Source organism: Novosphingobium sp. APW14, from assembly GCF_032337075.1.
Taxonomy (GTDB): Bacteria; Pseudomonadota; Alphaproteobacteria; order Sphingomonadales; family Sphingomonadaceae; genus Novosphingobium.
Genome location: NZ_JAVYAB010000006.1, coordinates 131357 through 150846 on the forward strand (window position 1 = coordinate 131357; position 19490 = coordinate 150846).

The 19490-nt window shown below is 57.7% G+C and carries 19 protein-coding genes; 11 read left to right on the top strand and 8 right to left on the bottom strand.

Annotated features, from left to right (window positions below; all coding sequences use genetic code 11):
- Positions 1 to 3: 3 nt before the first annotated feature.
- The 6 genes from RQP55_RS09400 to RQP55_RS09425 are packed head-to-tail and all read left to right on the top strand — an operon-like array spanning position 4 to position 6579.
- Positions 4 to 1029 (top strand): glycosyltransferase family 2 protein, encoded by a 1026-nt coding sequence (locus tag RQP55_RS09400; RefSeq protein WP_315609927.1) that lies wholly within the window; start codon positions 4 to 6, stop codon positions 1027 to 1029.
- On the top strand, positions 1026 to 2360 hold the full coding sequence (locus RQP55_RS09405; RefSeq protein WP_315609928.1) for a hypothetical protein: 1335 nt from the start codon (positions 1026 to 1028) through the stop codon (positions 2358 to 2360). The genes RQP55_RS09400 and RQP55_RS09405 overlap by 4 nt, the downstream gene beginning before the upstream one ends.
- The gene (locus RQP55_RS09410) at positions 2357 to 3415 is read left to right on the top strand and encodes an NAD(P)-dependent oxidoreductase (RefSeq protein WP_315609929.1); all 1059 of its coding nucleotides are present in this window, start codon (positions 2357 to 2359) and stop codon (positions 3413 to 3415) included. The genes RQP55_RS09405 and RQP55_RS09410 overlap by 4 nt, the downstream gene beginning before the upstream one ends.
- Entirely contained in the window at positions 3412 to 5229 is a 1818-nt protein-coding gene (locus RQP55_RS09415; RefSeq protein WP_315609930.1) for a thiamine pyrophosphate-binding protein, read from the top strand. The genes RQP55_RS09410 and RQP55_RS09415 overlap by 4 nt, the downstream gene beginning before the upstream one ends.
- Before the next feature lie 2 nt (positions 5230 to 5231).
- The gene (locus tag RQP55_RS09420; protein WP_315609931.1) at positions 5232 to 5675 is read left to right on the top strand and encodes a GtrA family protein; all 444 of its coding nucleotides are present in this window, start codon (positions 5232 to 5234) and stop codon (positions 5673 to 5675) included.
- Positions 5668 to 6579: a class I SAM-dependent methyltransferase gene (locus RQP55_RS09425; RefSeq protein WP_315609932.1), complete on the top strand. Its 912-nt coding sequence runs from the start codon at positions 5668 to 5670 to the stop codon at positions 6577 to 6579. Before RQP55_RS09420 ends, RQP55_RS09425 begins: the two co-directional genes overlap by 8 nt.
- Positions 6580 to 6618: 39 nt before the next feature.
- Here RQP55_RS09425 and rfbG read toward each other — a convergent pair whose 3' ends face one another.
- Both rfbG and RQP55_RS09435 read right to left on the bottom strand, forming a co-directional pair.
- Positions 6619 to 7695, bottom strand: a complete 1077-nt coding sequence (rfbG, locus tag RQP55_RS09430) for a CDP-glucose 4,6-dehydratase (protein ID WP_315609933.1) — start codon at positions 7693 to 7695, stop codon at positions 6619 to 6621.
- A 297-nt stretch (positions 7696 to 7992) separates the two neighbouring features.
- Positions 7993 to 8415 carry a M23 family metallopeptidase gene (locus tag RQP55_RS09435; RefSeq protein WP_315609934.1) on the bottom strand — a complete coding sequence of 141 codons (423 nt, stop codon included), beginning with the start codon at positions 8413 to 8415 and terminating at the stop codon, positions 7993 to 7995.
- A gap of 589 nt (positions 8416 to 9004) precedes the next feature.
- Here RQP55_RS09435 and RQP55_RS09440 point away from each other — a divergent pair.
- A complete protein-coding gene (locus RQP55_RS09440) occupies positions 9005 to 10606 on the top strand; it encodes an ArnT family glycosyltransferase (protein ID WP_315609935.1) in 1602 nt (533 codons plus the stop codon).
- Here RQP55_RS09440 and fabI read toward each other — a convergent pair.
- The 3 genes from fabI to RQP55_RS09455 all read right to left on the bottom strand — a co-directional run bounded on the left by fabI (position 10603) and on the right by RQP55_RS09455 (position 13372).
- Positions 10603 to 11406, bottom strand: coding sequence for an enoyl-ACP reductase FabI (gene fabI / locus RQP55_RS09445; protein WP_315609936.1), 804 nt, complete (start codon positions 11404 to 11406; stop codon positions 10603 to 10605). The genes RQP55_RS09440 and fabI overlap by 4 nt on opposite strands.
- Positions 11407 to 11409: 3 nt before the next feature.
- Positions 11410 to 12255, bottom strand: coding sequence for a YihY/virulence factor BrkB family protein (locus tag RQP55_RS09450; RefSeq protein ID WP_315609937.1), 846 nt, complete (start codon positions 12253 to 12255; stop codon positions 11410 to 11412).
- Positions 12256 to 12436: 181 nt separating this feature from the next.
- The gene (locus RQP55_RS09455) at positions 12437 to 13372 is read right to left on the bottom strand and encodes a J domain-containing protein (protein ID WP_315609938.1); all 936 of its coding nucleotides are present in this window, start codon (positions 13370 to 13372) and stop codon (positions 12437 to 12439) included.
- A gap of 91 nt (positions 13373 to 13463) precedes the next feature.
- Between RQP55_RS09455 and pdxH the strand changes: the two genes are divergently transcribed.
- Complete coding sequence (pdxH, locus tag RQP55_RS09460; RefSeq protein WP_315609939.1) at positions 13464 to 14075, top strand: pyridoxamine 5'-phosphate oxidase; 612 nt, start codon at positions 13464 to 13466, stop codon at positions 14073 to 14075.
- Here the strand turns inward: pdxH and RQP55_RS09465 are convergent.
- Genes RQP55_RS09465 through RQP55_RS09475 form a run of 3 tightly spaced genes read right to left on the bottom strand, consistent with a single transcriptional unit; the run spans position 14066 to position 17215 of the window.
- Complete coding sequence (locus RQP55_RS09465; RefSeq protein ID WP_410000282.1) at positions 14066 to 15013, bottom strand: GDP-L-fucose synthase family protein; 948 nt, start codon at positions 15011 to 15013, stop codon at positions 14066 to 14068. The two genes, pdxH and RQP55_RS09465, sit on opposite strands and share 10 nt — an antisense overlap.
- Positions 15014 to 15020: 7 nt before the next feature.
- Positions 15021 to 16085 carry a GDP-mannose 4,6-dehydratase gene (gene gmd, locus RQP55_RS09470; protein WP_315609941.1) on the bottom strand — a complete coding sequence of 355 codons (1065 nt, stop codon included), beginning with the start codon at positions 16083 to 16085 and terminating at the stop codon, positions 15021 to 15023.
- A complete protein-coding gene (locus RQP55_RS09475; RefSeq protein ID WP_315609942.1) occupies positions 16082 to 17215 on the bottom strand; it encodes a serine hydrolase in 1134 nt (377 codons plus the stop codon). The genes gmd and RQP55_RS09475 overlap by 4 nt, the downstream gene beginning before the upstream one ends.
- A gap of 30 nt (positions 17216 to 17245) precedes the next feature.
- Between RQP55_RS09475 and RQP55_RS09480 the strand changes: the two genes are divergently transcribed.
- The 3 genes from RQP55_RS09480 to RQP55_RS09490 are packed head-to-tail and all read left to right on the top strand — an operon-like array spanning position 17246 to position 19480.
- The gene (locus RQP55_RS09480; protein ID WP_315609943.1) at positions 17246 to 17590 is read left to right on the top strand and encodes a hypothetical protein; all 345 of its coding nucleotides are present in this window, start codon (positions 17246 to 17248) and stop codon (positions 17588 to 17590) included.
- A gap of 49 nt (positions 17591 to 17639) precedes the next feature.
- Positions 17640 to 18680: a mannose-1-phosphate guanylyltransferase gene (locus tag RQP55_RS09485; protein WP_315609944.1), complete on the top strand. Its 1041-nt coding sequence runs from the start codon at positions 17640 to 17642 to the stop codon at positions 18678 to 18680.
- Entirely contained in the window at positions 18677 to 19480 is an 804-nt protein-coding gene (locus tag RQP55_RS09490) for a class I mannose-6-phosphate isomerase (protein WP_315609945.1), read from the top strand. The genes RQP55_RS09485 and RQP55_RS09490 overlap by 4 nt, the downstream gene beginning before the upstream one ends.
- Positions 19481 to 19490 lie beyond the last annotated feature (10 nt).

Sequence of the window (19490 nt, forward strand, 5' to 3'; positions counted from 1 at the left end):
GGCATGAGTCAATCGGATCAATCCAGCCACCGCGACACAGGGAAATCGACCCCGGAAGTTTCCTTCGTTATTCCCTGCTATAACGAAGAGGCGAACATCGTACAGATGTACGAGGCCGTTACCGAGCAGGCCAAGCGACATTCATTATCCTACGAAATCATCTTTATTGACAATGACTCAACGGATTCGACCGCTGCCCTTGCAAGAGGGCTTTGCGAGCGCGATCCATCGGTGCGGGCGATTCTGAACAATCGCAATTATGGTCAAATGCGGTCGCCGACCTATGCTATTTATCAAGCCGAGGGCGAGGCGGTCATTGCCATGTGTTGCGATTTTCAAGATCCGCCTTCGTTGATCGGTGAATTCATTTCGCAGTGGCGGGCGGGAGCTCAGATCGCTCTGGGCCAGCGCCGCACAGAGCGGACATCCTGGCTGCTCGGGGCGACGCGAAAAGTAGGGTATGCCTTGCTCAAACGACTGGCGGATAACCCGATAATCTCCGGAGTGACTGGTTTTGGGCTCTATTCCCGAGAAGTCGTCGATATGTTCGCCTCGTGGAACGAGCCCGAACCCTTCATTCGAGGCATGGCGCTAGAGAGTGGTTATCGCTGCGTTGTGATACCATATGACCGGCCAGAGCGTCAGGCCGGAACATCGGCAAATTCGTTTTGGACACTACTGAACTTCGCCCTGTCTGGCTTATCCGGGTCGGCGAAGTCGCTTCTGCGCCTCCCGCTTTTGCTATCCGTCTCCTCATTCGTTTTCACGGTTCTACTAGCTATTTTTAGTATCGGCTGGTGCATCTTGGTCGGTTTTTCACCGCTCCTAATGCTCAGCACTGCACTCTTCGTGATGTTTTCGGTCCTGCTGCTATTTATCGGCCTGCTTGGAGATCAATTGCGCCTCCTCGTTGAACGGTCCAGAAATGTCCCGCTGGTGATCGAGCGAGAGCGGATCAACTTCCCCGCCGAGCGTTCATTACCAGCCCAACGAACCATCCATCGAGCACATCTAGACGGTCGCGCGTGACACATCGGTATCTCCCTACAGACCGCAAAAATGTGGTCGAATGGCTAATGGGGTTATCAATCGTAATTGGCCTCGGCGCGCTCATTCGCACCTTTTACATAACGGGATATTTGCCAGCGCCATTTGTGTTCGATGTTAGCGACACATTCATGGATTGGTATAATGTGGCATATTATGCCCATAACGTTGGTCCATATAGCGTTTACCATTCGGTCTACGCCCCGTTGTCGTTCGTGGTCACCGGCATATTCGGCGAGCCGTCATGCTATGGATATCATGCGAAAGATGCTCGCGACTGTGATGTAATTGGCATAATCCACATTCTGGCCATCTATGTACTGTGCGTGGTGGTGACGGCTATATCTTTCTTCAAACAGGATAAATCTTCAGCGCTAACACGAACAATTGCTATTGCGGTGGGCGGCCCAATGCTGTTCGCGCTCGAGCGTGGCAATCTTATCATGCACACGTATATCGCTTTCGTTCTGTTATTTGGCAGCATCTTCTTGAGCCGCGCGATGCTCGCCGCCGCTGCCGCTTTCCTGATAAATTTCAAGTTTTACATGATGCTGCCAGTGATGAGTTTCGGCATCAAGCGGGATTGGAGGAAGCTGGAGCTTTGCGGGATAGCGGCGATCGCACTTTATCTAATTACGCTTGCGATCGTAAATGCAGGAACCCCTGTTGATTTGGCCGAGAATCTAAAGATATGGTTTAATCTCCGAGCCGGGACAATTTGGGATGAGGTTCTCTATTCAACTACATACAAGCCATATCTTTTATTTGACGTTAGACTTTATCCCGTGCGCGATTTTGTATTGCAAGAAACTATCGATATTGCAACAATTTCAATAAAAATTATAGTTTACAGCTCCCGAGCAATTGCATTTGTTTGTATTTTTGCTGGATGGCTATATCCGAAAGTTGTAAGCGTACAGCGATTGGCTTTCTTTATCTTAATGCAATCATTTATCGACCAAAATCCAGGCGGTTACGCCATGACTTTCATCACATTTCTCATATTTACTGAGAAGTGGACAAATGCTCGTGTCGGACTGGCAATAGTGATCGCTTACCTGGTTAATTTTCCAGCCGACTATACCATTGTCGAATTATTCCGGTACGAGCGACTATCCTGGCTGAGCCAACGAATGGTCGATTCCGCCTATGGACTTAGTCTCGGTTCAATCATCAGGCCGGGACTGCTGGTCGTCATGCTTTGGGCAATAGCTATCGATACCCTCTTGGCTGTCTATCGACAGATGCGCATTGGGCGCCCGTTGCTCGGGCTCTCGGCGCCAGTTCCGGCGCGCGAGGTGGCGAATATATGAATGGGTCCGGTGGCGAGGTGGGTGCGATTTTCGAAGAAGATTGCTCTGCCATATTCGATGCGCTGGCTGAAGATTGGTCAACTTTGGCCGGCGCTCGAATCTTTATGACTGGCGGCACCGGCTTCATCGGCCGGTGGATGCTCGAAGCGCTTAGGGATGCCGATCAACGGCTGGGCTTGGGCTGCAAAGTCACTGTCCTGACAAGGAATGGCGCTGCATTTGCTAAAAAAGCCCCAACGCTGACCCGCTATAGGGGCCTCAGTGTTATCGAGGGGGACATCCTGAACCTGCCGGCGGGAGGCGAGCAGTACACCCACTTAATACACGCCGCGACAGACGCGAGTGCATACTTGAATGAGCACGACCCCCGCTTGATGTTCGACACAGTGGTGGCAGGAACGCGGAAAGCGTTAGATTTTGCGGTTTCCGCCGGAGTTCAGCGCTTTTTCTTCCTTTCATCGGGGGCTGTCTATGGGCCTCAGCCATGGGAAGTTACACATGTCGACGAGAGCTTTGGCGGTGGCCCCGACCCGCGCGACCCCCGTGCCGCCTATGCAGAAGGCAAACGCGCTGCAGAAATGCAGTGCGCCATATATCATAAGCAGTTCGGCCTCGACGTAGTGAATGCGCGAATTTTTGCCTTGCTTGGCCCCCTCCTCTCCCTGGATATACACTTCGCTGCGGGTAATTTCATTCGGGATGCAATGGCAAAAGAAACCATCCGGGTGGCTGGCGCAGGAACTGCCGAGCGATCCTACCTATACGCCAGCGACCTCACCACGTGGCTTTGGAAAATTATGCTACGTGCCCCAAGCAACAGCGTCTACAACGTTGGCTCGGAGGAAGCCGTCTCAATCGCCAATCTCGCTCGCCGCACCTGCGCGCTCTTGGGCGGGGCGGGCGTTGAAATCCAGGGTAATCCCGATGCGGGTTGGAATCCGGGGCGTTATGTTCCTTCCAATTCACGTATATGCAGCGAGCTGGGGGTCACGGCCAAGGTCGGACTGGATGAAGCAATTATCCGAACGGCCTTATGGAATGGATGGACGGAATGACTACGGTAAAACTATCTGATTGGGTTGCAGATCAGCTTGCAGCCCGCGGCGTGCAGGATGTATTCATGCTGACCGGCGGTGGGGCAATGCACCTTAACCACTCATTCGGCACGCACCCGGCATTGAAGACGACTTTTTGCCATCATGAGCAGGCACTCAGTATGGCGGCCGAGGCTTATTACAGGCTGACGAACCGTCTCTCTGTCGTCAACGTGACATCCGGTCCGGGCGGCACAAATGCGATCACAGGCGTGTATGGTGCGTTCGTTGATTCAATCGGCATGGTCATCATATCGGGGCAGGTGAAAACCGAGACGACGGTGCGCCACACGGGATTGCCGTTGCGACAATATGGTGACCAGGAACTTGACATCGAGGAGCTGGTCCGGCCGATCACCAAATATGCGACAATGGTTACAGATCCAAGGTCGATCCGGTATCATCTTGAAAAAGCGATATATCTTGCAAAAACGGGACGCCCGGGACCGTGTTGGTTGGACATCCCGCTGGATGTTCAGGCGTTCAAGATCGACCCACATGACCTTTTGCCCGGTTTTGACCCCTCAGAACTGGACGAGCCTTGGAAGAAGACAGACCTTCCCGCAACCGCCAAAGCGATATTGGATCGGTTGAAGTCGGCTGAACGTCCCGTGATTTTTGTCGGTAGCGGTATCCGGCTGTCCGGCTGCCACGCAGAGTTTATCAAGCTGGCAGAAAGGCTTGGAATTCCAGTCGTAACAGCGTGGAACGCGCATGACGCGATTTGGAACGATCATCCTCTTTACTGCGGGAGACCGGGGACAATCGGCGATCGCGGCGGCAACATGGTCACTCAGAGCGCCGATTGCCTTTTGGTCTTGGGCAGTCGCCTGAACATTCGACAGGTAAGTTATAATTGGACCAGCTTCGCTCGAGAGGCTTTCAAAATTTGGGTCGATATTGATCCGGTTGAGTTGTCCAAGCCCAGTGTCACGCCGGATATGCCCGTGGTGGCGGATCTTAGGGATCTCCTTCCCGCACTGCTGGAAGCGGAATGCGATGGCCCGACCTCCGCGCATAGCTCATGGCTCGCCTGGGCGCGCGAGCGTGGCAAGCGCTTCCCGGTTGTCCTGCCGGAATATCGTCAGAATGATGTTTGCAACCCTTATGTTGCGATGGAGGTGCTGTTCGACAAATTGGACGAGAACGACATTATTGTCACCGGCAATGGCAGTGCCTGCGTAGTGAGCTTTCAAACCGCCGATATCAAGAGGGGCCAGCGTCTTTGGACAAATTCCGGCTGTGCGACGATGGGGTATGATCTGCCCGCGGCTATCGGTGTTTGTGCGGCAACCCAAGGGCAACAACGTGTCATCTGTATTGCCGGGGACGGCAGCATCATGATGAACATACAGGAAATGCAGACAATAGCTGGTTATAGATTGCCGGTTAAGGTTGTCTTGCTTAATAACAATGGATACGTCTCGATATTCCAGACGCATCGTAATTTCTTCAATGGTGTTGAGGTTGGTGGCGGCCCCAAGAGCAATGTGACCTTCCCGGATTTTGGCAAAGTTGCGACTGCTTTCGGCTTTTCTTACGTTAGAGTCTCCGACCATTCTAATCTCGCGGACGGTATCCAGGCCATGCTTGATGCAGATGGCCCGTCGGTCTGTGAAATAATCATAGATGAGAATGTATCATTTGCGCCGAAGTTGGGTGCCAAGCAGCATCCTGATGGCAGGATTACCAGTCCTGCGCTTGAAGATCTTTCGCCATTCCTCCCGCGGGAAGTTTTACGGGAAAATATGCTCATCAATTTGATTGAAGATTAATCGTGAAGGCTTTGGTAAATTTTATTGCCTGCGCGCGAAGAAAACTGGGCGGCGGCCTTAAATTGCGATTTGCTATCGGAGGCGTCCTCAATACTGCGTTTGGTCTTGCGATATTTCCGATTCTTTTGATTAGCTTTCAAAGTCTCCGACATCATTTCATGGTTGCCCTCGTTATTGCGCAGGTTCTGTCACTTTGTTTTGCATTTGCAATTTACAAGCTGACTGTATTTAGAACGCGATCGGGCACGATGGGTGAAATCGCGCGTTTCTTGCCATTTTATATTTTCAACTATGCTGTGAATTTCATTGCTTTACCTGTATTGGTAGAGTTCGCCCATTCTGACCCAATTTTGGTGCAGTTCGCGCTTTCATTGGTACTTATGGCGAGTAGCTATTTTTGGCATGGGCGCATTACATTTAGACAAGGACTGGCGAACCGTGACTGAATTCGCATATCTAGAACGAAACTGTCCTGCCTGCGGCGCGGCCTCAACGAAGCCGGAAGTGCAATCTCAATTGGCGGCAGAATTGCTGCCGTTTAGCGATTTGAGAAGTCATTGGAGCGGACTGTTCAAGGAAAAGGTGTTCTTTTCTTATGAACGTTGCGCGGCATGCGGCTTGCTTTACGCACCAACTTACTTCACGCCCGATCAGCTCGAGATTCTCTATGCGGACATGGCTCCCAACATGGAGCTTGTCACCTCCACAGCGCTTGAAGCGACACAACGCGGCTATTGGGACGCCACGAAGCGACACGCAGATCTGACTGGAGATTACCTCGAGATTGGACCCGATATCGGGTACATTGCCGGCCATGCCGCGCGCGAAGGTCAGTTTGACCATTTCTGGCTGTTCGAGCCCAATCGGTCAGTACACCAGGAACTTAGCAATGCAGTGCGGGGGCATCCTCACGACATTTCGGTTTTGATGGGCGACTTGTCCATGGTCAAGGATGATTCAGTTGGCTTGGCCGTCATGGTTCATGTGCTCGACCACGTCCTGGATCCTGTGACCACATTGCAGCAAGTTTGGCGGAAGCTGAAGCCGGGTGGCACTTTGATGATTGTTACGCACAATGAGAAGTCATTGTTGCGAACATTTATGGCAAAGCGCTGGCCGCCTTTCTGTCTCCAGCATCCGGAGATTTATAATCCAGCCTCGATGAGGCGGATGGTGGCACGTGCAGGCTATTCATCTGTTAAAGTGCAAAGATCAAGAAATTATTTCCCTATATCCTTTATTGCAAAGCAGGCAGCTTTTACTTTCGGTTTCGACATTAAGGGTGCAATGCTTCCAAAAACGGCCATTGGGCTCAAACTGGGAAATATCATCACTTTCGCGCGACGCTGAATTGAGGATCTGTAGTCTGCAATCCTCGGGTTTGAATGCTCAACTGCTGTGTTGGTAAAGGGCGCTGTAGCGGGCTATTTGCTCTAATGTAACTTCGCGTGGATGTGCGCCGCTTTCGACCGCCCTGTGCCACTCAACAATCCAGTCGAGTGCATCAATTAGTCGCAGAGAGGGGCGCCATCCAAGTTGCGCCCGAGCCTTGGAAATATCGAGACGCAGCAAACCCGCTTCATGGGGCGTCTGGCCAAGGAACGGGGTTGGCGCGTGTGCACCATCTCCCCATACGTGCCGCATTCTGCTCACAATCCAGTCAACCGGCTGCGCATCGTCATCCGCAGGGCCGAAGTTCCAGGCGTCAGCCACATTCGGAGAGCCATCCAGCAAACGCTCTGCAATGAGAAGATAGCCGCCAAGGGCTTCCAGAACGTGTTGCCAAGGCCGCACTGCCTTAGGCGACCGGATCACCGGAGTTTCCTGTTTCAAGAAAGACCTTATCAGATCCGGAATCAGCCGGTCGAGTGCATAGTCACCACCGCCAATGACATTACCAGCACGCACTGAGGCCAAGGCCAACGACCCGTCTTCATTGAAAAAGGAGCGCCGATAAGCGGAAACTACCAATTCAGCGCACCCTTTAGAACTGCTATACGGATCGTGTCCTCCCATTGGGTCGGCTTCTCGATAGGGCCAGACCCATTCGCGATTTTCATAGCATTTATCCGTTGTGATACAGACAAATGCCCGCGCACTTTTCGTATTTCGCGCCGCCTCTAGCAAGTGCACCGTTCCCATAACGTTAGTCGCATAGGTTTCGACAGGGTTTTCGTAAGAGGCGCGAACAAGAGGTTGAGCGGCAAGATGGAAGACTACCTCCGGCTGCGCCTCCGTCATTGCCGCTGAAACAGCATCGAGATCTCGAATGTCGCCTTCGATACTCGTGATCAGTTCGCCGATGTTCGCGCCGTCAAACAGACTGGGATTCGTGGGGGGCGGGAGTGCAAACCCCGTCACTGATGCTCCAAGCTGATGCAACCACAAGGCGAGCCAGCTGCCCTTGAATCCAGTGTGTCCGGTGACAAAAACCCGCCGGCCACGCCAGCTATTAGTATCGATCATGCGTACGTCCAATCCGCGCGGCGCTAATTTTGGAACAATTTAATGGAAGATATCATGAGTGGCTACTGCAATATACCCGGACAGCCTCCCGAACTGCGGAGCAGCGACCAGTAAGCCGCCGGGATGTGTTCAGGGGTTCACGCATTTGCCTTCGCAGTACCTTGCAGCTGCTGATTCGAGCCTGCCAAAAGGGGCGGGCCAATGAGTGCATCCTGTCCCGTCTTCTTGATTGCCGTGCGGCAATGATTGGGCACTCCGGGGACCACATTGCAACATTTTGGTCTGTCTATCGAAATTCTAGTATGCGCTAGGCAATTTGTCGTTCGTTCGGACGAACCCTTGCCAACGTGCAGACACTACCGGCGCTTCGTCGTCCTGCGCTCGATCGCTGCGAAGCCCTGTTGAAAGCGGCAGTGCCGGGTTGACTGCAGTCCCTGCAACCCGAATTTCAAAATGGAGGTGGCTGCCTGTGGATCGCCCACTAGAACCGACAAATCCTATCAGGTCACCAGCCTTGATCGCATCACCTGCGCTCACCGCAATTTCCGACAGGTGACCGTATCGTGTTTCAATATCGTCTCCGTGACTGATCTTGATGAGATTGCCATAACTTCCGGCAAGGCCGGCAAATTCGACAATCCCATTCCCCGAGGCGAAAATCGGGCTGCCATACGGTGCGGCGACGTCAATTCCGCGATGGTCTCTTGTTGCTCCGCGCATTGGTTCTGCGCGAGATCCAAAACTTGATGTCAGAAGCCCGGCGGCAAGGGGGCGTCTTAGTCGCACAAGTGTTGGCGGGTGTGATTGCCTGGGTCTTTGGTGAGATTGCCATTCCAGCAGTCTTTCTTTCACAAGAGCGCTATCCCCTGATGGAAGGCCGGACATGCTTGCTGGGCGAAGTTCGCCCGCTTCTGCTGGAGTCTTGGCTACGGCAGGCGAGGACAGTGTGGCAGCGACAAGGATCACTATACTAAACGGCATAAATTCCATAACTGGCGCTTCTTACGGCCGTACATGGCTCTATATTGGTGCTGGATGGCCCTGCACCGCTGTTGGGTGGATTTGCCAGCGGTTATCCATCGCCCGCTGCAAGTATTCTCCGATACTAGGATCGAGACCAGACGTTTGCAAGCGTGGGCGGTGCATCTTCTGGAACCCGCAGGTGTCTGGCAGCATCTGCTGCGCCAAAGTGTGATAGGATTGGCACTCGGTGTGAATGGTTTTACCCCGGATAAAGCGAGCTGCAGGACGATGCATGATGACGGAAAATAATAGCCATATTGTGCGGCCGTTTGCAGTGGCTGGTATAATGCTGCTCGCCTTCGCTGCCCGGTCCTGCAGCGCCCATTTTGGCTTGCCGGCGCTGAATGACCCAGACGAGCTCATGTTCCAGATGGCCGCGGTGCGCTTGATTGGCCAGGAAACGCTAAATCCGGGCTGGTTCGGTCATCCGGCGACAACGACGATCTATTTGTTGGCGGTAATCGACGTGCTGGTTTATGCTGTGGGCTGGGCAGTAGGACTGTTTGCCTCACCCACCGATTTCGCCGACCGGATCTACTCGGATCCCAGCTGGGTGATCCTGCCGGGGCGGCTTGCCATGGTGCTGTTTGGGGTGGCCTGTGTCTGGCTGACCTGGCGGCTTGCCGGCGAGCTGTTCTCCCGCCGGGTAGGGATTGCCGCCGCGGCGCTGTTGGCGGTCAATCCGTTGCATATCACCTATTCGCAGATCATCCGCTCGGACATCATGGCGACGGTATTCATGCTGCTGGCCATGCTGGCGGCCTTGCGCATTGCGCGTGGTGGTGGCCGGACTGATTGGATCAAGGCCGCGCTCTGGCTGGCGCTGGCGATGATCACCAAATGGCCCTTTGCCATCGGCGGCCTGGCTGTGCTCGGCGCTGCGCTGGTGCAAGTGCGCGGCCCCCATAGCGACTGGCGCAGACAAGTAGCGCGCTTGGCCGCCTTCGCGCCGCTGGTGGGAGTCTTCGCGGTTCTGCTGTCGCCCTATATGGTGCTCGATTCAGAGACCCTGTTGCGCAATCTGCGCGGTGAGGCGCGGGCGTTCCACCTCGGCGCGACCGGGGGCACCGCGCTCGAAAACCTGTGGTGGTATATCACCGTGCCGATCCTCGGCAGCTTCGGCGCGGCGGCGGGGCTGGCGATCGGCGGCGGGCTGTTAATGATGGCCCGGCGGCGCGAGGCGGCCTTTGTGATCGTTCCGGTCCTGATCGGCTTTCTGGCGGTAATTTCGGCTCAGACGCTAATCTGGGAACGCTGGGCGCTGCCGTTGCTGCCGCTGTTGTCTATCGCGGGCGGCTTGATGGTCGTCCATCTGCTCGACTTCCTGACCGGCCATTCGCCCCGCGCGCTGGCGCACGGAGCGGCTGGTCTGCTAGTGCTGTTGCTTGCAGTGCCGACGCTGCTGCGTTTCTCGAGCGACGTCCACGAACGGTTGAACGATACCCGGCAGCTTGCCAGCAAGTGGGTCGCGGGCCGGATTGCCCCTGGCAGCACGGTGATTGTGGAGCACTTCGGGTTTGATCTGCTGGTGCAGCCATGGCGCTTTGTTTTCCCGCTTGGGAAGGTGGGCTGCGTCGATGCTCGACTTATGATCGCTGGTAAGGCGCAGTATGCCGCGATCGATTCCGGACGGGGGGGGCGCTCCAACGTCGATTATGGGACGCTTGATCCGGCCAAGGCCGGCACCTGCAAGGCAGACTGGGCCATTCTGACGCAATATGACCGTTATGCCGCAGAGCGTGGCCGCTTCCCCCGCGAGTACGCCAGCTATGCGCGGCTGCTGGCCCAGGGTGAGATCGTTGCCACCATCTCACCCGAACCGGGCCGCATTGGCGGACCGATTGTGCGGATCATCAGGCTAAACCGCAAACGGCCTGCGCCAGGTTAGCTCAACGCAATATCCGGCGCATCCTCCTGCTTCATGCCAACCAGGTGGTAGCCCGCGTCGACATGGTGCGTTTCACCGGTAACCCCGCTCGACAGGTTTGACAGCAAGTAGAGCGCCGATCCCCCTACATCCTCGATCGTCACGTTGCGGCGCAGCGGCGAGTTCAGTTCGTTCCACTTGAGGATATAGCGGAAGTCGCCAATTCCGCTGGCGGCCAGGGTCTTGATCGGCCCGGCGGAGATCGCATTGACGCGAATGCCCGCAGGGCCAAGGTCATTGGCCAGGTACTTCACGCTGGTTTCCAGCGCGGCCTTGGCCACGCCCATCACGTTGTAGTGCGGCACAACCTTTTCCGCGCCGTAATAGCTGAGCGTCAGGATTGAGCCGCCTTCGGGCATCATCGCCGCTGCCCGCTTGGTCACCGCGACTAGGCTGTAGGCCGAGATGTTCATCGTCATCAGGAAATTGTCGAGGCTGGTGTCGACATATTTCCCGCGCAGCTCGTTCTTGTCGGAAAAGCCAATGGCATGGACCACGAAATCGATCGTCGGCCAGCGGGCTGCGAGCTGTTCAAAGGCGGTATCGAGGGCATCCATGCTGGACACGTCGCAATCGATCAGGAAATCGCTGCCAAGCGACGCGGCGAGCGGGCGGACCCGCTTTTCCAGCGCCTCGCCCTGATAGGAAAAGGCCAGTTCGGCCCCGGCTTCGTGCAGCTTCTGTGCGATCCCCCAGGCAAGCGACTTGTCATTGGCGAGCCCCATGATCAGCCCGCGCTTACCCTGCATCAATCCCGTCATGCGTTACGATCCACCATCCTTGCGCCGCCCGCTTTCCGCCACGGCCTCGCCAATCATTTCGCCTTCTTCGGGCGTCACGGCAAGGGCAGCGTTGAGTTCGGCTCCGACGACCATCCCTAAGCCAACCAGCCAGAAAAAGAAAAGCGCGATCATCACGCCGGCCAGGCTGCCGTAGGTCAGGTCATAGGTGAAGAACCGTGCCAGCACCCAGGGCAGAGCGATCGTTACCGCAGCCCACCAAACCGTCACCAACAGGGCACCTGGCCATTTCGGATAACGGCGTGCGCGATAGGCACTGGGGGTAAGCGTATAAAACAGCGCGTGAAGCGAGAGGAACAGGATTACTGCCGGGATCAAGCGTGAGGTCGCAAGCGTGCTGGTCCAATCGGCGAGCCGTGGGAACCAGGCATTGATCACCTGTTCTGCCGTACCGATGGCAACCTGCACGAACAGCGCGAGCAGCAAGCCAACCACGGCGGCAAAAATCACCCCGGTTGAGATCAGCCGGTGCCGCCAGAACGCCGCAGTGGGCCCGGTACCATAGGCGCGGCGCAGGATGTCGCGAATTGTTTCGATCAGGCTGCCCACGGTCCACAGGCCGACGATCCCGCCCGCCCACAGCAGCCAGCCCGAGCGCGCTTGAACCACATCTTGTGCGACCGGCTCGAGTACCTGGCGCACCATGGGTGGCACGGCCAGCAAAAAGGCGCTGACCGAGGCCGCGCGCTGAGCTTCCTCGCCGACCAAAGCAAAGATGGCGGCGACGGTTACGAAGAAGGGAAAAATGGCAAGGATCGCCATATAGGCCAGGTTTCCGGCGTGGATGAAGCCGTCATGCCAGGCCCCCAACCAGACTCGTTGAGCTATCCGCTTGAACCGGGCGATTCGAAGCCAGGTCTCTTCGCCAACCTGCTCTTCCAGTCCGGCCCGCCATCGCAGTGCGCGCCGACGTCGACCTTCTGGGCTAAGGTCGGGAGCGAGGTGCGCCTCAGCGCGCGCTTGTTCGAGGGGTATTTCCTCCACGAGGCGATTAGATGCCCAGCCGTCCGCGCAGGTTGCGCGGATCGGTCCAGCCCTCCAGGCGCCGGGCCAGATCGGCATCGCCCTCAGGCAGCTGGATTTCTAGTGTCACCAACTGGTCACCGCGGCTGCCGTCCTTGCGACTGAAGCCCTTGCCGGGAATTCGCAGGGTCTTGCCAGAACTGGAACCTGGCGCGACAGTCAGCATCACCGCACCTTCTGCGGTTGGCACCTTGACCTTGGCTCCGTTGAGCGCCTCATCAAGGCTGATCGGCAAATCGAGCCGCAGGTTATCGCCATCGCGGCGGAAGAACGGATGCGGCTGGGTGCGGATCGTGACGATTGCATCGCCCGCGCCGCCGGGGCCTGGTTCGCCTTTGCCCGCAAGCCGCATCTGGGTGCCATCTTCAACCCCGGCCGGAAGCTTGAGGTCAATGGTCTTGCCATCGGCCAGCGTGATCCGCTGCGTGGCCCGCGCCGCGGCATCGGGCAGCGAGACGCCGAGCTGGTAGGAAACGTTTGCCCCCTTGGGGGCCGGGCGCGCGCGCCCGCCGCCAGCCCCGCCGAAGCCTCCGCGCCCGCCGAACAGGCCTTCGAAGATATCGCCAAGGTCGATGCCGGCATCACTGCCGCCAAAGCCTTCGAAACCATCGGCACGGAACCCGCGCTGGCCGCCAGCCCCGCCAAAGCCGCCGCCCGGACCGCCGAAACCATAGCCGGTGGGATTGCCATCGATGTCAATTTCACCGCGGTCGAACCGGGCGCGCTTGTCCTTGTCGGACAACAGGTCATAGGCACGGGTCACTTCGGAAAAGCGCTCCGCCGCCTTGGGGTTGTCCTTGTTGCGGTCGGGGTGCAGCTCCTTGGCCAGCTTGCGATAGGCGGACTTGATGTCCTTCTCGCCCGCGCCGCGCGCTACCCCCAGGATCGAATACGGATCGGCCATTTGCCTTAGCTAGGTGCGCCAAGGCAATACGGCAAGGCGTTCCGGTGCGCAGCGCTTTCGCGGAGCCACACTTGAGGCTATGCCTTGCCGCATGGATGAACAGCAATCCGCCGACGCGATCCCGGTCGCCCCGCCGCTCAAGCTATTTGCGGAGTGGTTCGCCCTGGCCAAGGAGGGTGAGCCCAACGATCCCGATGCCGTCGCGCTCGCCACGGCCACACCAGATGCGGCCCCGTCAGTGCGGATGGTACTGTTGAAGGATTTCGGCCCCGAAGGCTTCGTGTTCTACACCAATGCGCAAAGCCGCAAGGGTGGCGAGCTGCTCGCCAATCCGCAGGCGGCGATGCTGTTCCACTGGAAAAGCCTGCGCCGTCAGATCCGGATCGAAGGGCGGATCGAGGAAGTCGATCCTGCCACGGCAGATGCCTATTTCGGCAGCCGGAGCCGCGATTCTCAACTGGGGGCGCTGGCTTCGGACCAGTCGCGCCCATTGGCCTCGCGTGCTGAATTCCTCGGCCGAATCGCCAAGGTTACCGCGCAGCATCTGGTCGGGCGTGTGCCGCGCCCACCGCACTGGACCGGCTTTTGCCTGGTGCCCCAGGCGTTCGAATTCTGGATGGACCGGCCTTTCCGCCTGCACGAACGGCGCCGGTTCGAGCTGGGCTCCGACGGCACCTGGACGTCTGGTTTGCTTTACCCCTGAAGCCCGCGGCCCTCACCGGCAAGGAAGGCGGCATAGGCCTTGGAAATCCCTTCGCGCAGATCTGTACGGGGGCGCCATCCAAGCTGGTGGAGCTTGGTATTGTCCATCAACTTGCGGGGTGTGCCATCGGGCTTGGTGGCATCGGTCACGATCTCTCCATCGTAACCGACAACCTGCATGACCGTCCTGGCTAGGTCGAGGATCGAAATCTCGCTTCCGGTGCCAATGTTGATATGCTCTGCGTCCGAATAGGTCTTCATCAGGAAGACGCACGCATCGGCGCAATCATCGACGTACATGAACTCGCGCAAGGGCGTTCCGGTGCCCCACAGTGTCACCGGGGTGCCTTTTGCCTTTGCCTCGTGCGCTTTTCGGATCAGTGCGGGGACTACATGGCTGCCCTGCGGATCGAAATTATCGCCGGGGCCATAAAGATTAGTCGGCATGGCGCTGATGAAATTGCAACCATGCTGCTGGCGATAGGCCTGCGCCAGCATGATCCCTGCGATCTTTGCGACTGCGTACCACTGGTTGGTCGGCTCAAGTGGGCCGGTCATCAGCGCATCCTCGCGGATCGGTTGCGAGGCATGCTTGGGGTAGATGCAGGAAGAGCCAAGGAACAGCAGCTTGCCGACGCCTGCGGATTGGGCGGCGCCCATGACCGCAGTTTCGATCAGCAGATTGTCGCGCAGAAAGTCGACTGGGTAAGTCGCATTGGCCAGAATGCCGCCCACCTGAGCCGCCGCCATGAACACTGCATCGGGCCGCGCGCGCTGAATCCAGTCAAGCACAGCGCGCTGGTCGGTCAGGTCAAGTGTTGCGCGATCGACCGTCAGGACCTCACATTGTTCACCAGCCAGTCGTCTCATGATGGCGCTGCCGACCATACCCTTATGGCCGGCCACCCAGATCCGCTTGCCGGAAAGATCAAAGGTCATCCCGGCATCACCCCCCTCGTCCAATGCGGGCCAACTTCATGACTTCAAGGTCCGCCGCAACCATTTCGCGGACCAGTTCGCGCACTGGGGTTTCGTGCTTCCAGCCAAGTTTTTGGTTTGCCTTGGTTGGATCGCCAATCAACAGGTCGACCTCTGTGGGGCGGAAGTACCGCGGATCAACAGCCACACGCAACGCGCCAGTCTTGGCACAGAAGCCCTTTTCCTCAACCCCTGCGCCGCGCCATTCCAGCGGGATTCCCGCATCAGCGAAGGCCCATTCGACAAATTGTCGGACGCTGGTGGTCTCACCCGTCGCGAGAACATAGTCGTCCGCATTGTCCTGTTGAACCATCAGCCACATGCCGCGAACATATTCGGCGGCATGTCCCCAGTCGCGCCGTGCATCGAGATTGCCAAGGTAGAGTATGTCTTGTCGTCCGAGGGCGATCGCCGCTGCGCCACGGGTGATCTTGCGGGTCACAAAGGTTTCCCCGCGCAATGGGCTTTCGTGGTTGAACAAGACCCCGTTCGAGGCATGGATGCCATAGGCTTCGCGGTAATTGACCGTGATCCAGTAGGCATAGAGCTTGGCCACAGCATAAGGGCTGCGCGGATAAAACGGTGTAGTCTCGCGCTGCGGCACTTCCTGGACCAACCCGTAAAGTTCGCTGGTCGAAGCCTGATAGAAGCGGGTCTTTCGTTCCAGGCCGAGGATGCGGATTGCCTCCAGCAGTCGCAAGGTGCCAACGGCATCGGCATTGGCAGTGTATTCCGGCGTTTCGAAGCTCACCTGGACATGGCTTTGCGCCGCCAGGTTATAGATTTCATCCGGCTGTGTTTCCTGGACTATGCGGATCAGGTTGGTTGCATCCGTAAGGTCACCATAATGCAAGGTCAGGCATGGATCAGCGACGTGTGGATCCTCATATATATCGTCGATCCGTCCGGTATTAAAAGATGACGTGCGTCGCTTGATGCCATGGACCCGGTATCCCTTGGAAAGCAGAAGTCTGGCCAAATAGGCACCATCCTGCCCTGTTACCCCAGTGATAAGCGCCGTCTTGCCTGTCAATTCGCAGCCTTTCGCGGAAATAATGAGGCTATTCGCCCCATTGCCCTGCGTACTGGCTGAAGGTTACCATCGAGTGTGTGCCCCAGGCGCACCACCGTAAGGCCCTGTGCGGGCGAAATCAGCACGAATTGTCCAAGGTGGCCATTCATTGAAAAAGCCGAGCGTGGTGCGCCAGGGAAGGGCACGTCCTGCTCGCCCGGTTGCGGTCGGTTAAGCCAGGTCTGGGCCCCATAGCCGGGGTTGCGCGGATTGGCCGTGGTCAAGAATTCGATCCATGCCGGAGGAACCAGCTGGGAACCGTTGACGCTGCCCTTGTTGCGCAGGAATTCTCCGAACTTGGCCCAGTCCCGGGCCGTTGCATGCATGAGACTCCCGCCAATGAGCGTGCCTGATGCATCAAATTCAGGGGCCATGCTCTTCATCCCCAGAGGTTCGAACAGCCGACTGCGAAGATAGTCGCTTATGGCCTTACGCCGTTCGGCAGGTTCAGCGCTGTCCGTAAGTGCGCGGCTGGCAATATCGGACAGGATGACCGAGGTGGCGCTAGAATATTCCCATTTTCTGCCTGGCTCCGCTTCGAGCGGCTGGGCTTCGGCATGGGCGGCCATCGCATCGCGCCCATCAAGAAATAGCATCCGTACTTCATCGGATTCATAGATTGGATCGCCAGCTTCGGTATGGCGGAGCCCGGAACGCATTTGCAACAGATGCCGCAACGTTATCTCGCCCCGTGGATCGCCTGGCCGTTGCCAAGCCGGGACGGGTGCCGGTTCATCCAATTGCAGCCGGCCGTCGGCGACCAGCAGCCCGATCAGCACTCCTGTTACTGTCTTGGCCATCGACCAGCTGATGAAGCGGGTGTTCTCATGATAGCCAGGGGCATAGCGTTCGGCGATGATCCGGCCATCACGCAAGACCACGATGGCCCGGGTTTCCGCGGTTTCCGGCGCGTCGAACAACCGGTCGACTCTGCGGGCAAGCGCCTCTCGCTCGACGCCTGGATTTTTTGCCACTGCGCTCATTGCTGCTGCGGGCAGGGGGCGGTCAGGCACGACCTGTTCTGATCCGCATGCGATCAGACTTGGCAGGGCTAGCAAGGGCAGGATAAGGGGCAGGCGACGCGTCGGCATGACGTGCATTCCTTGCGCAAAGGCTGGCCGATGGCAACCGTTATCCCTGTTTCGTCAATGCGTTCGCCGCGCCGGCGATGGACATGGCTGGCGCTGCTGGCGCTTGCCGGCTTGTTAACCTGGTTCTGGGCGCCACTTAACGGCTATGCGATTACCGGCGCGGCCTATGGCGCTCGCGTTGCCTGTTCGTGTCATTATCTGGGGGGGCGCAGCCTTGAAGATTGTCGCAAGGATTTCGAACCTGGAATGGAACTTGTGATCCTGAGTTCGGATGTCGAAGCAAAAAGTGTGACAGCTCGATTTCCGTTGCTCGCGACTCAAACTGCCACTTACTATAAAGGTCAGGGTTGCCGGCTTGAGCCGTGGGGGCGCTAGTCCTCGGCGAACAATGCTCTCCCCGGAACCCCAGTTTAAAGAAACGATCATGGCGCCACTTTCCATCCATCCGGTGATACTCTGTGGCGGCAGCGGCACGCGGCTGTGGCCAAGAAGCCGCGCAGCCAAGCCCAAGCCATTCTTGCCTATGCTGGGTGAAACAACCCTGTTCCAGGCCGCGCTCGGCCGCGCAGCGCCAAAGTATGGCTTTGCGCCTCCCTTGGTTGTGACCGGTGTGCGACATGTTGAACATGTTGAAGCGCAACTGGCTGATATGGATTCGACAATCGTGGTTGAACCGAGCGCCCGTAATACGGCTGCAGCGATTGCGCTTGCGGCCCTGCGGCTCGATCCGGACTCGATCATGCTGGTTTGCCCCAGCGATCACCACATTATCGACGACAACGCCTTTCGCGCTGCTGCGCAACAGGCAGCTGCGCTGGCGGCAGAGGGTTACCTGGTTTCGTTCGGGATTGAGGCGCGCAGCCCCGAAACGGGATTTGGCTATCTTGAGCGCGGCGACCCGCTGCCACAGGGTGGTTTCCGGGTTGCCCGGTTTGTCGAAAAGCCCGACCGTCAGCGGGCCGAAGCATTTATTGCCGCGGGAACCTATGCCTGGAACGGCGGTGTATTCGCTTTTCGGGTTGGTACCTTCCTGGATGAACTGGCCGCTCACCGCCCTACCATTTTTGAAGCGGTTCGGGCGGCTGATGCAGCCGGTGGCCAGCATGGCCGCCAGTTCCATCCGGGTGCAGCCGAATTCGAGAGTTTTGTCCCGGAATCGGTTGACTATGCAGTGATGGAAAATACCGACCGTGCGGCCATGGTGCCGGTCGACATGGGCTGGTCGGATATAGGCAGCTGGGATGCGCTCCACATGGCACTCGATCGCGATGAAGCTGGTAATAGTATCCAGGGGCGCGCCGAGCTGGTGGACTGCCGCAATGTCTTGGTCACAAGCGATGGCCCCCGTGTTTCGGTGATCGGACTTGAGGATGTCGTGATCGTTGTTGATGGCGATGAAGTCCTGGTGACGAGCCACGCTGGCACGCAGCGCGTCGGCAACCTTCATGGAGCCGCAAATCAGTGATCCTGCTTTCGACCCGGTCAGTGGCAAAGCCCTGGGGCCGGACCGATTTACCGCAAATCTTCGGCGGAAGTGTAGCCAAGGCCATTGGCGAGGTCTGGTTCGAACCGCCCTCTGAATTCGATGCTCTGCTGATCAAGTACATCTTCACCAGCGAAAAGCTGTCCGTGCAATGCCATCCGTCCAGTGACCAGACTTTGGCGATGGGTTTGGGGAAGCAGGGCAAGGATGAATGTTGGCTGGTGCTGGATGCCCAGCCTGGTGCCCAGCTGGCGATCGGCTTCGAGCGCGAAATCGATGACGAAGCGATGCGCGCGGCCATGCAGGACGGATCAATTGAGCGGCTTTTGTCCTGGTATCCCGTCAGCGCTGGCGACTTTTTCTATATTCCGGCCAATACGGTTCATGCGATTGGCGCCGGGATCACGCTGGTCGAAGTTCAGCAGAACTCTGACATTACCTATCGCCTCTATGATTACGGCCGCCCCCGCGCGCTGCACTTTGAGGAGGGCGCCGCGGTGGCGCTTCGCAAGCCCTATCCCGCGCACCATCACCAGCGCCTGACTGCCACCGGCTCGGCGCAGCTGGTGGATGGTCCGCACTTTCGTCTCGATCGGCTGGATGGCGCGCCGGATCCGGCAGTGGCGACGCGCTATGCCGGGTCGCTGCTGGTCGTGCCGCTTGATTGCCACCTGAGCCTGGCCGGTTCAACCATCGCCCCCGGCCAGTGCGCGCTCGCTGATGGCCTGGCGGCAATCACCTTTCCTGCCACGGGCTTGAGCCTGATCGCGCAGCCGGTCTAGGCCGGGCGCC

Coding starts and splice junctions, on each gene's coding strand:
- RQP55_RS09410 (WP_315609929.1), top strand. CDS start 2,357: ATGAATGGGTCCGGTGGCGAGGTGGGTGCGATTTTCGAAGAAGATTGC.
- RQP55_RS09475 (WP_315609942.1), bottom strand. CDS start 17,215: ATGCCGACGCGTCGCCTGCCCCTTATCCTGCCCTTGCTAGCCCTGCCA.
- pdxH (WP_315609939.1), top strand. CDS start 13,464: ATGGATGAACAGCAATCCGCCGACGCGATCCCGGTCGCCCCGCCGCTC.
- rfbG (WP_315609933.1), bottom strand. CDS start 7,695: ATGATCGATACTAATAGCTGGCGTGGCCGGCGGGTTTTTGTCACCGGA.
- RQP55_RS09435 (WP_315609934.1), bottom strand. CDS start 8,415: ATGCGCGGAGCAACAAGAGACCATCGCGGAATTGACGTCGCCGCACCG.
- RQP55_RS09455 (WP_315609938.1), bottom strand. CDS start 13,372: ATGGCCGATCCGTATTCGATCCTGGGGGTAGCGCGCGGCGCGGGCGAG.
- RQP55_RS09400 (WP_315609927.1), top strand. CDS start 4: ATGAGTCAATCGGATCAATCCAGCCACCGCGACACAGGGAAATCGACC.
- RQP55_RS09415 (WP_315609930.1), top strand. CDS start 3,412: ATGACTACGGTAAAACTATCTGATTGGGTTGCAGATCAGCTTGCAGCC.
- RQP55_RS09465 (WP_410000282.1), bottom strand. CDS start 15,013: ATGACCTTTGATCTTTCCGGCAAGCGGATCTGGGTGGCCGGCCATAAG.
- fabI (WP_315609936.1), bottom strand. CDS start 11,406: ATGACGGGATTGATGCAGGGTAAGCGCGGGCTGATCATGGGGCTCGCC.
- RQP55_RS09485 (WP_315609944.1), top strand. CDS start 17,640: ATGGCGCCACTTTCCATCCATCCGGTGATACTCTGTGGCGGCAGCGGC.
- RQP55_RS09440 (WP_315609935.1), top strand. CDS start 9,005: ATGCTGCTCGCCTTCGCTGCCCGGTCCTGCAGCGCCCATTTTGGCTTG.
- RQP55_RS09480 (WP_315609943.1), top strand. CDS start 17,246: ATGGCAACCGTTATCCCTGTTTCGTCAATGCGTTCGCCGCGCCGGCGA.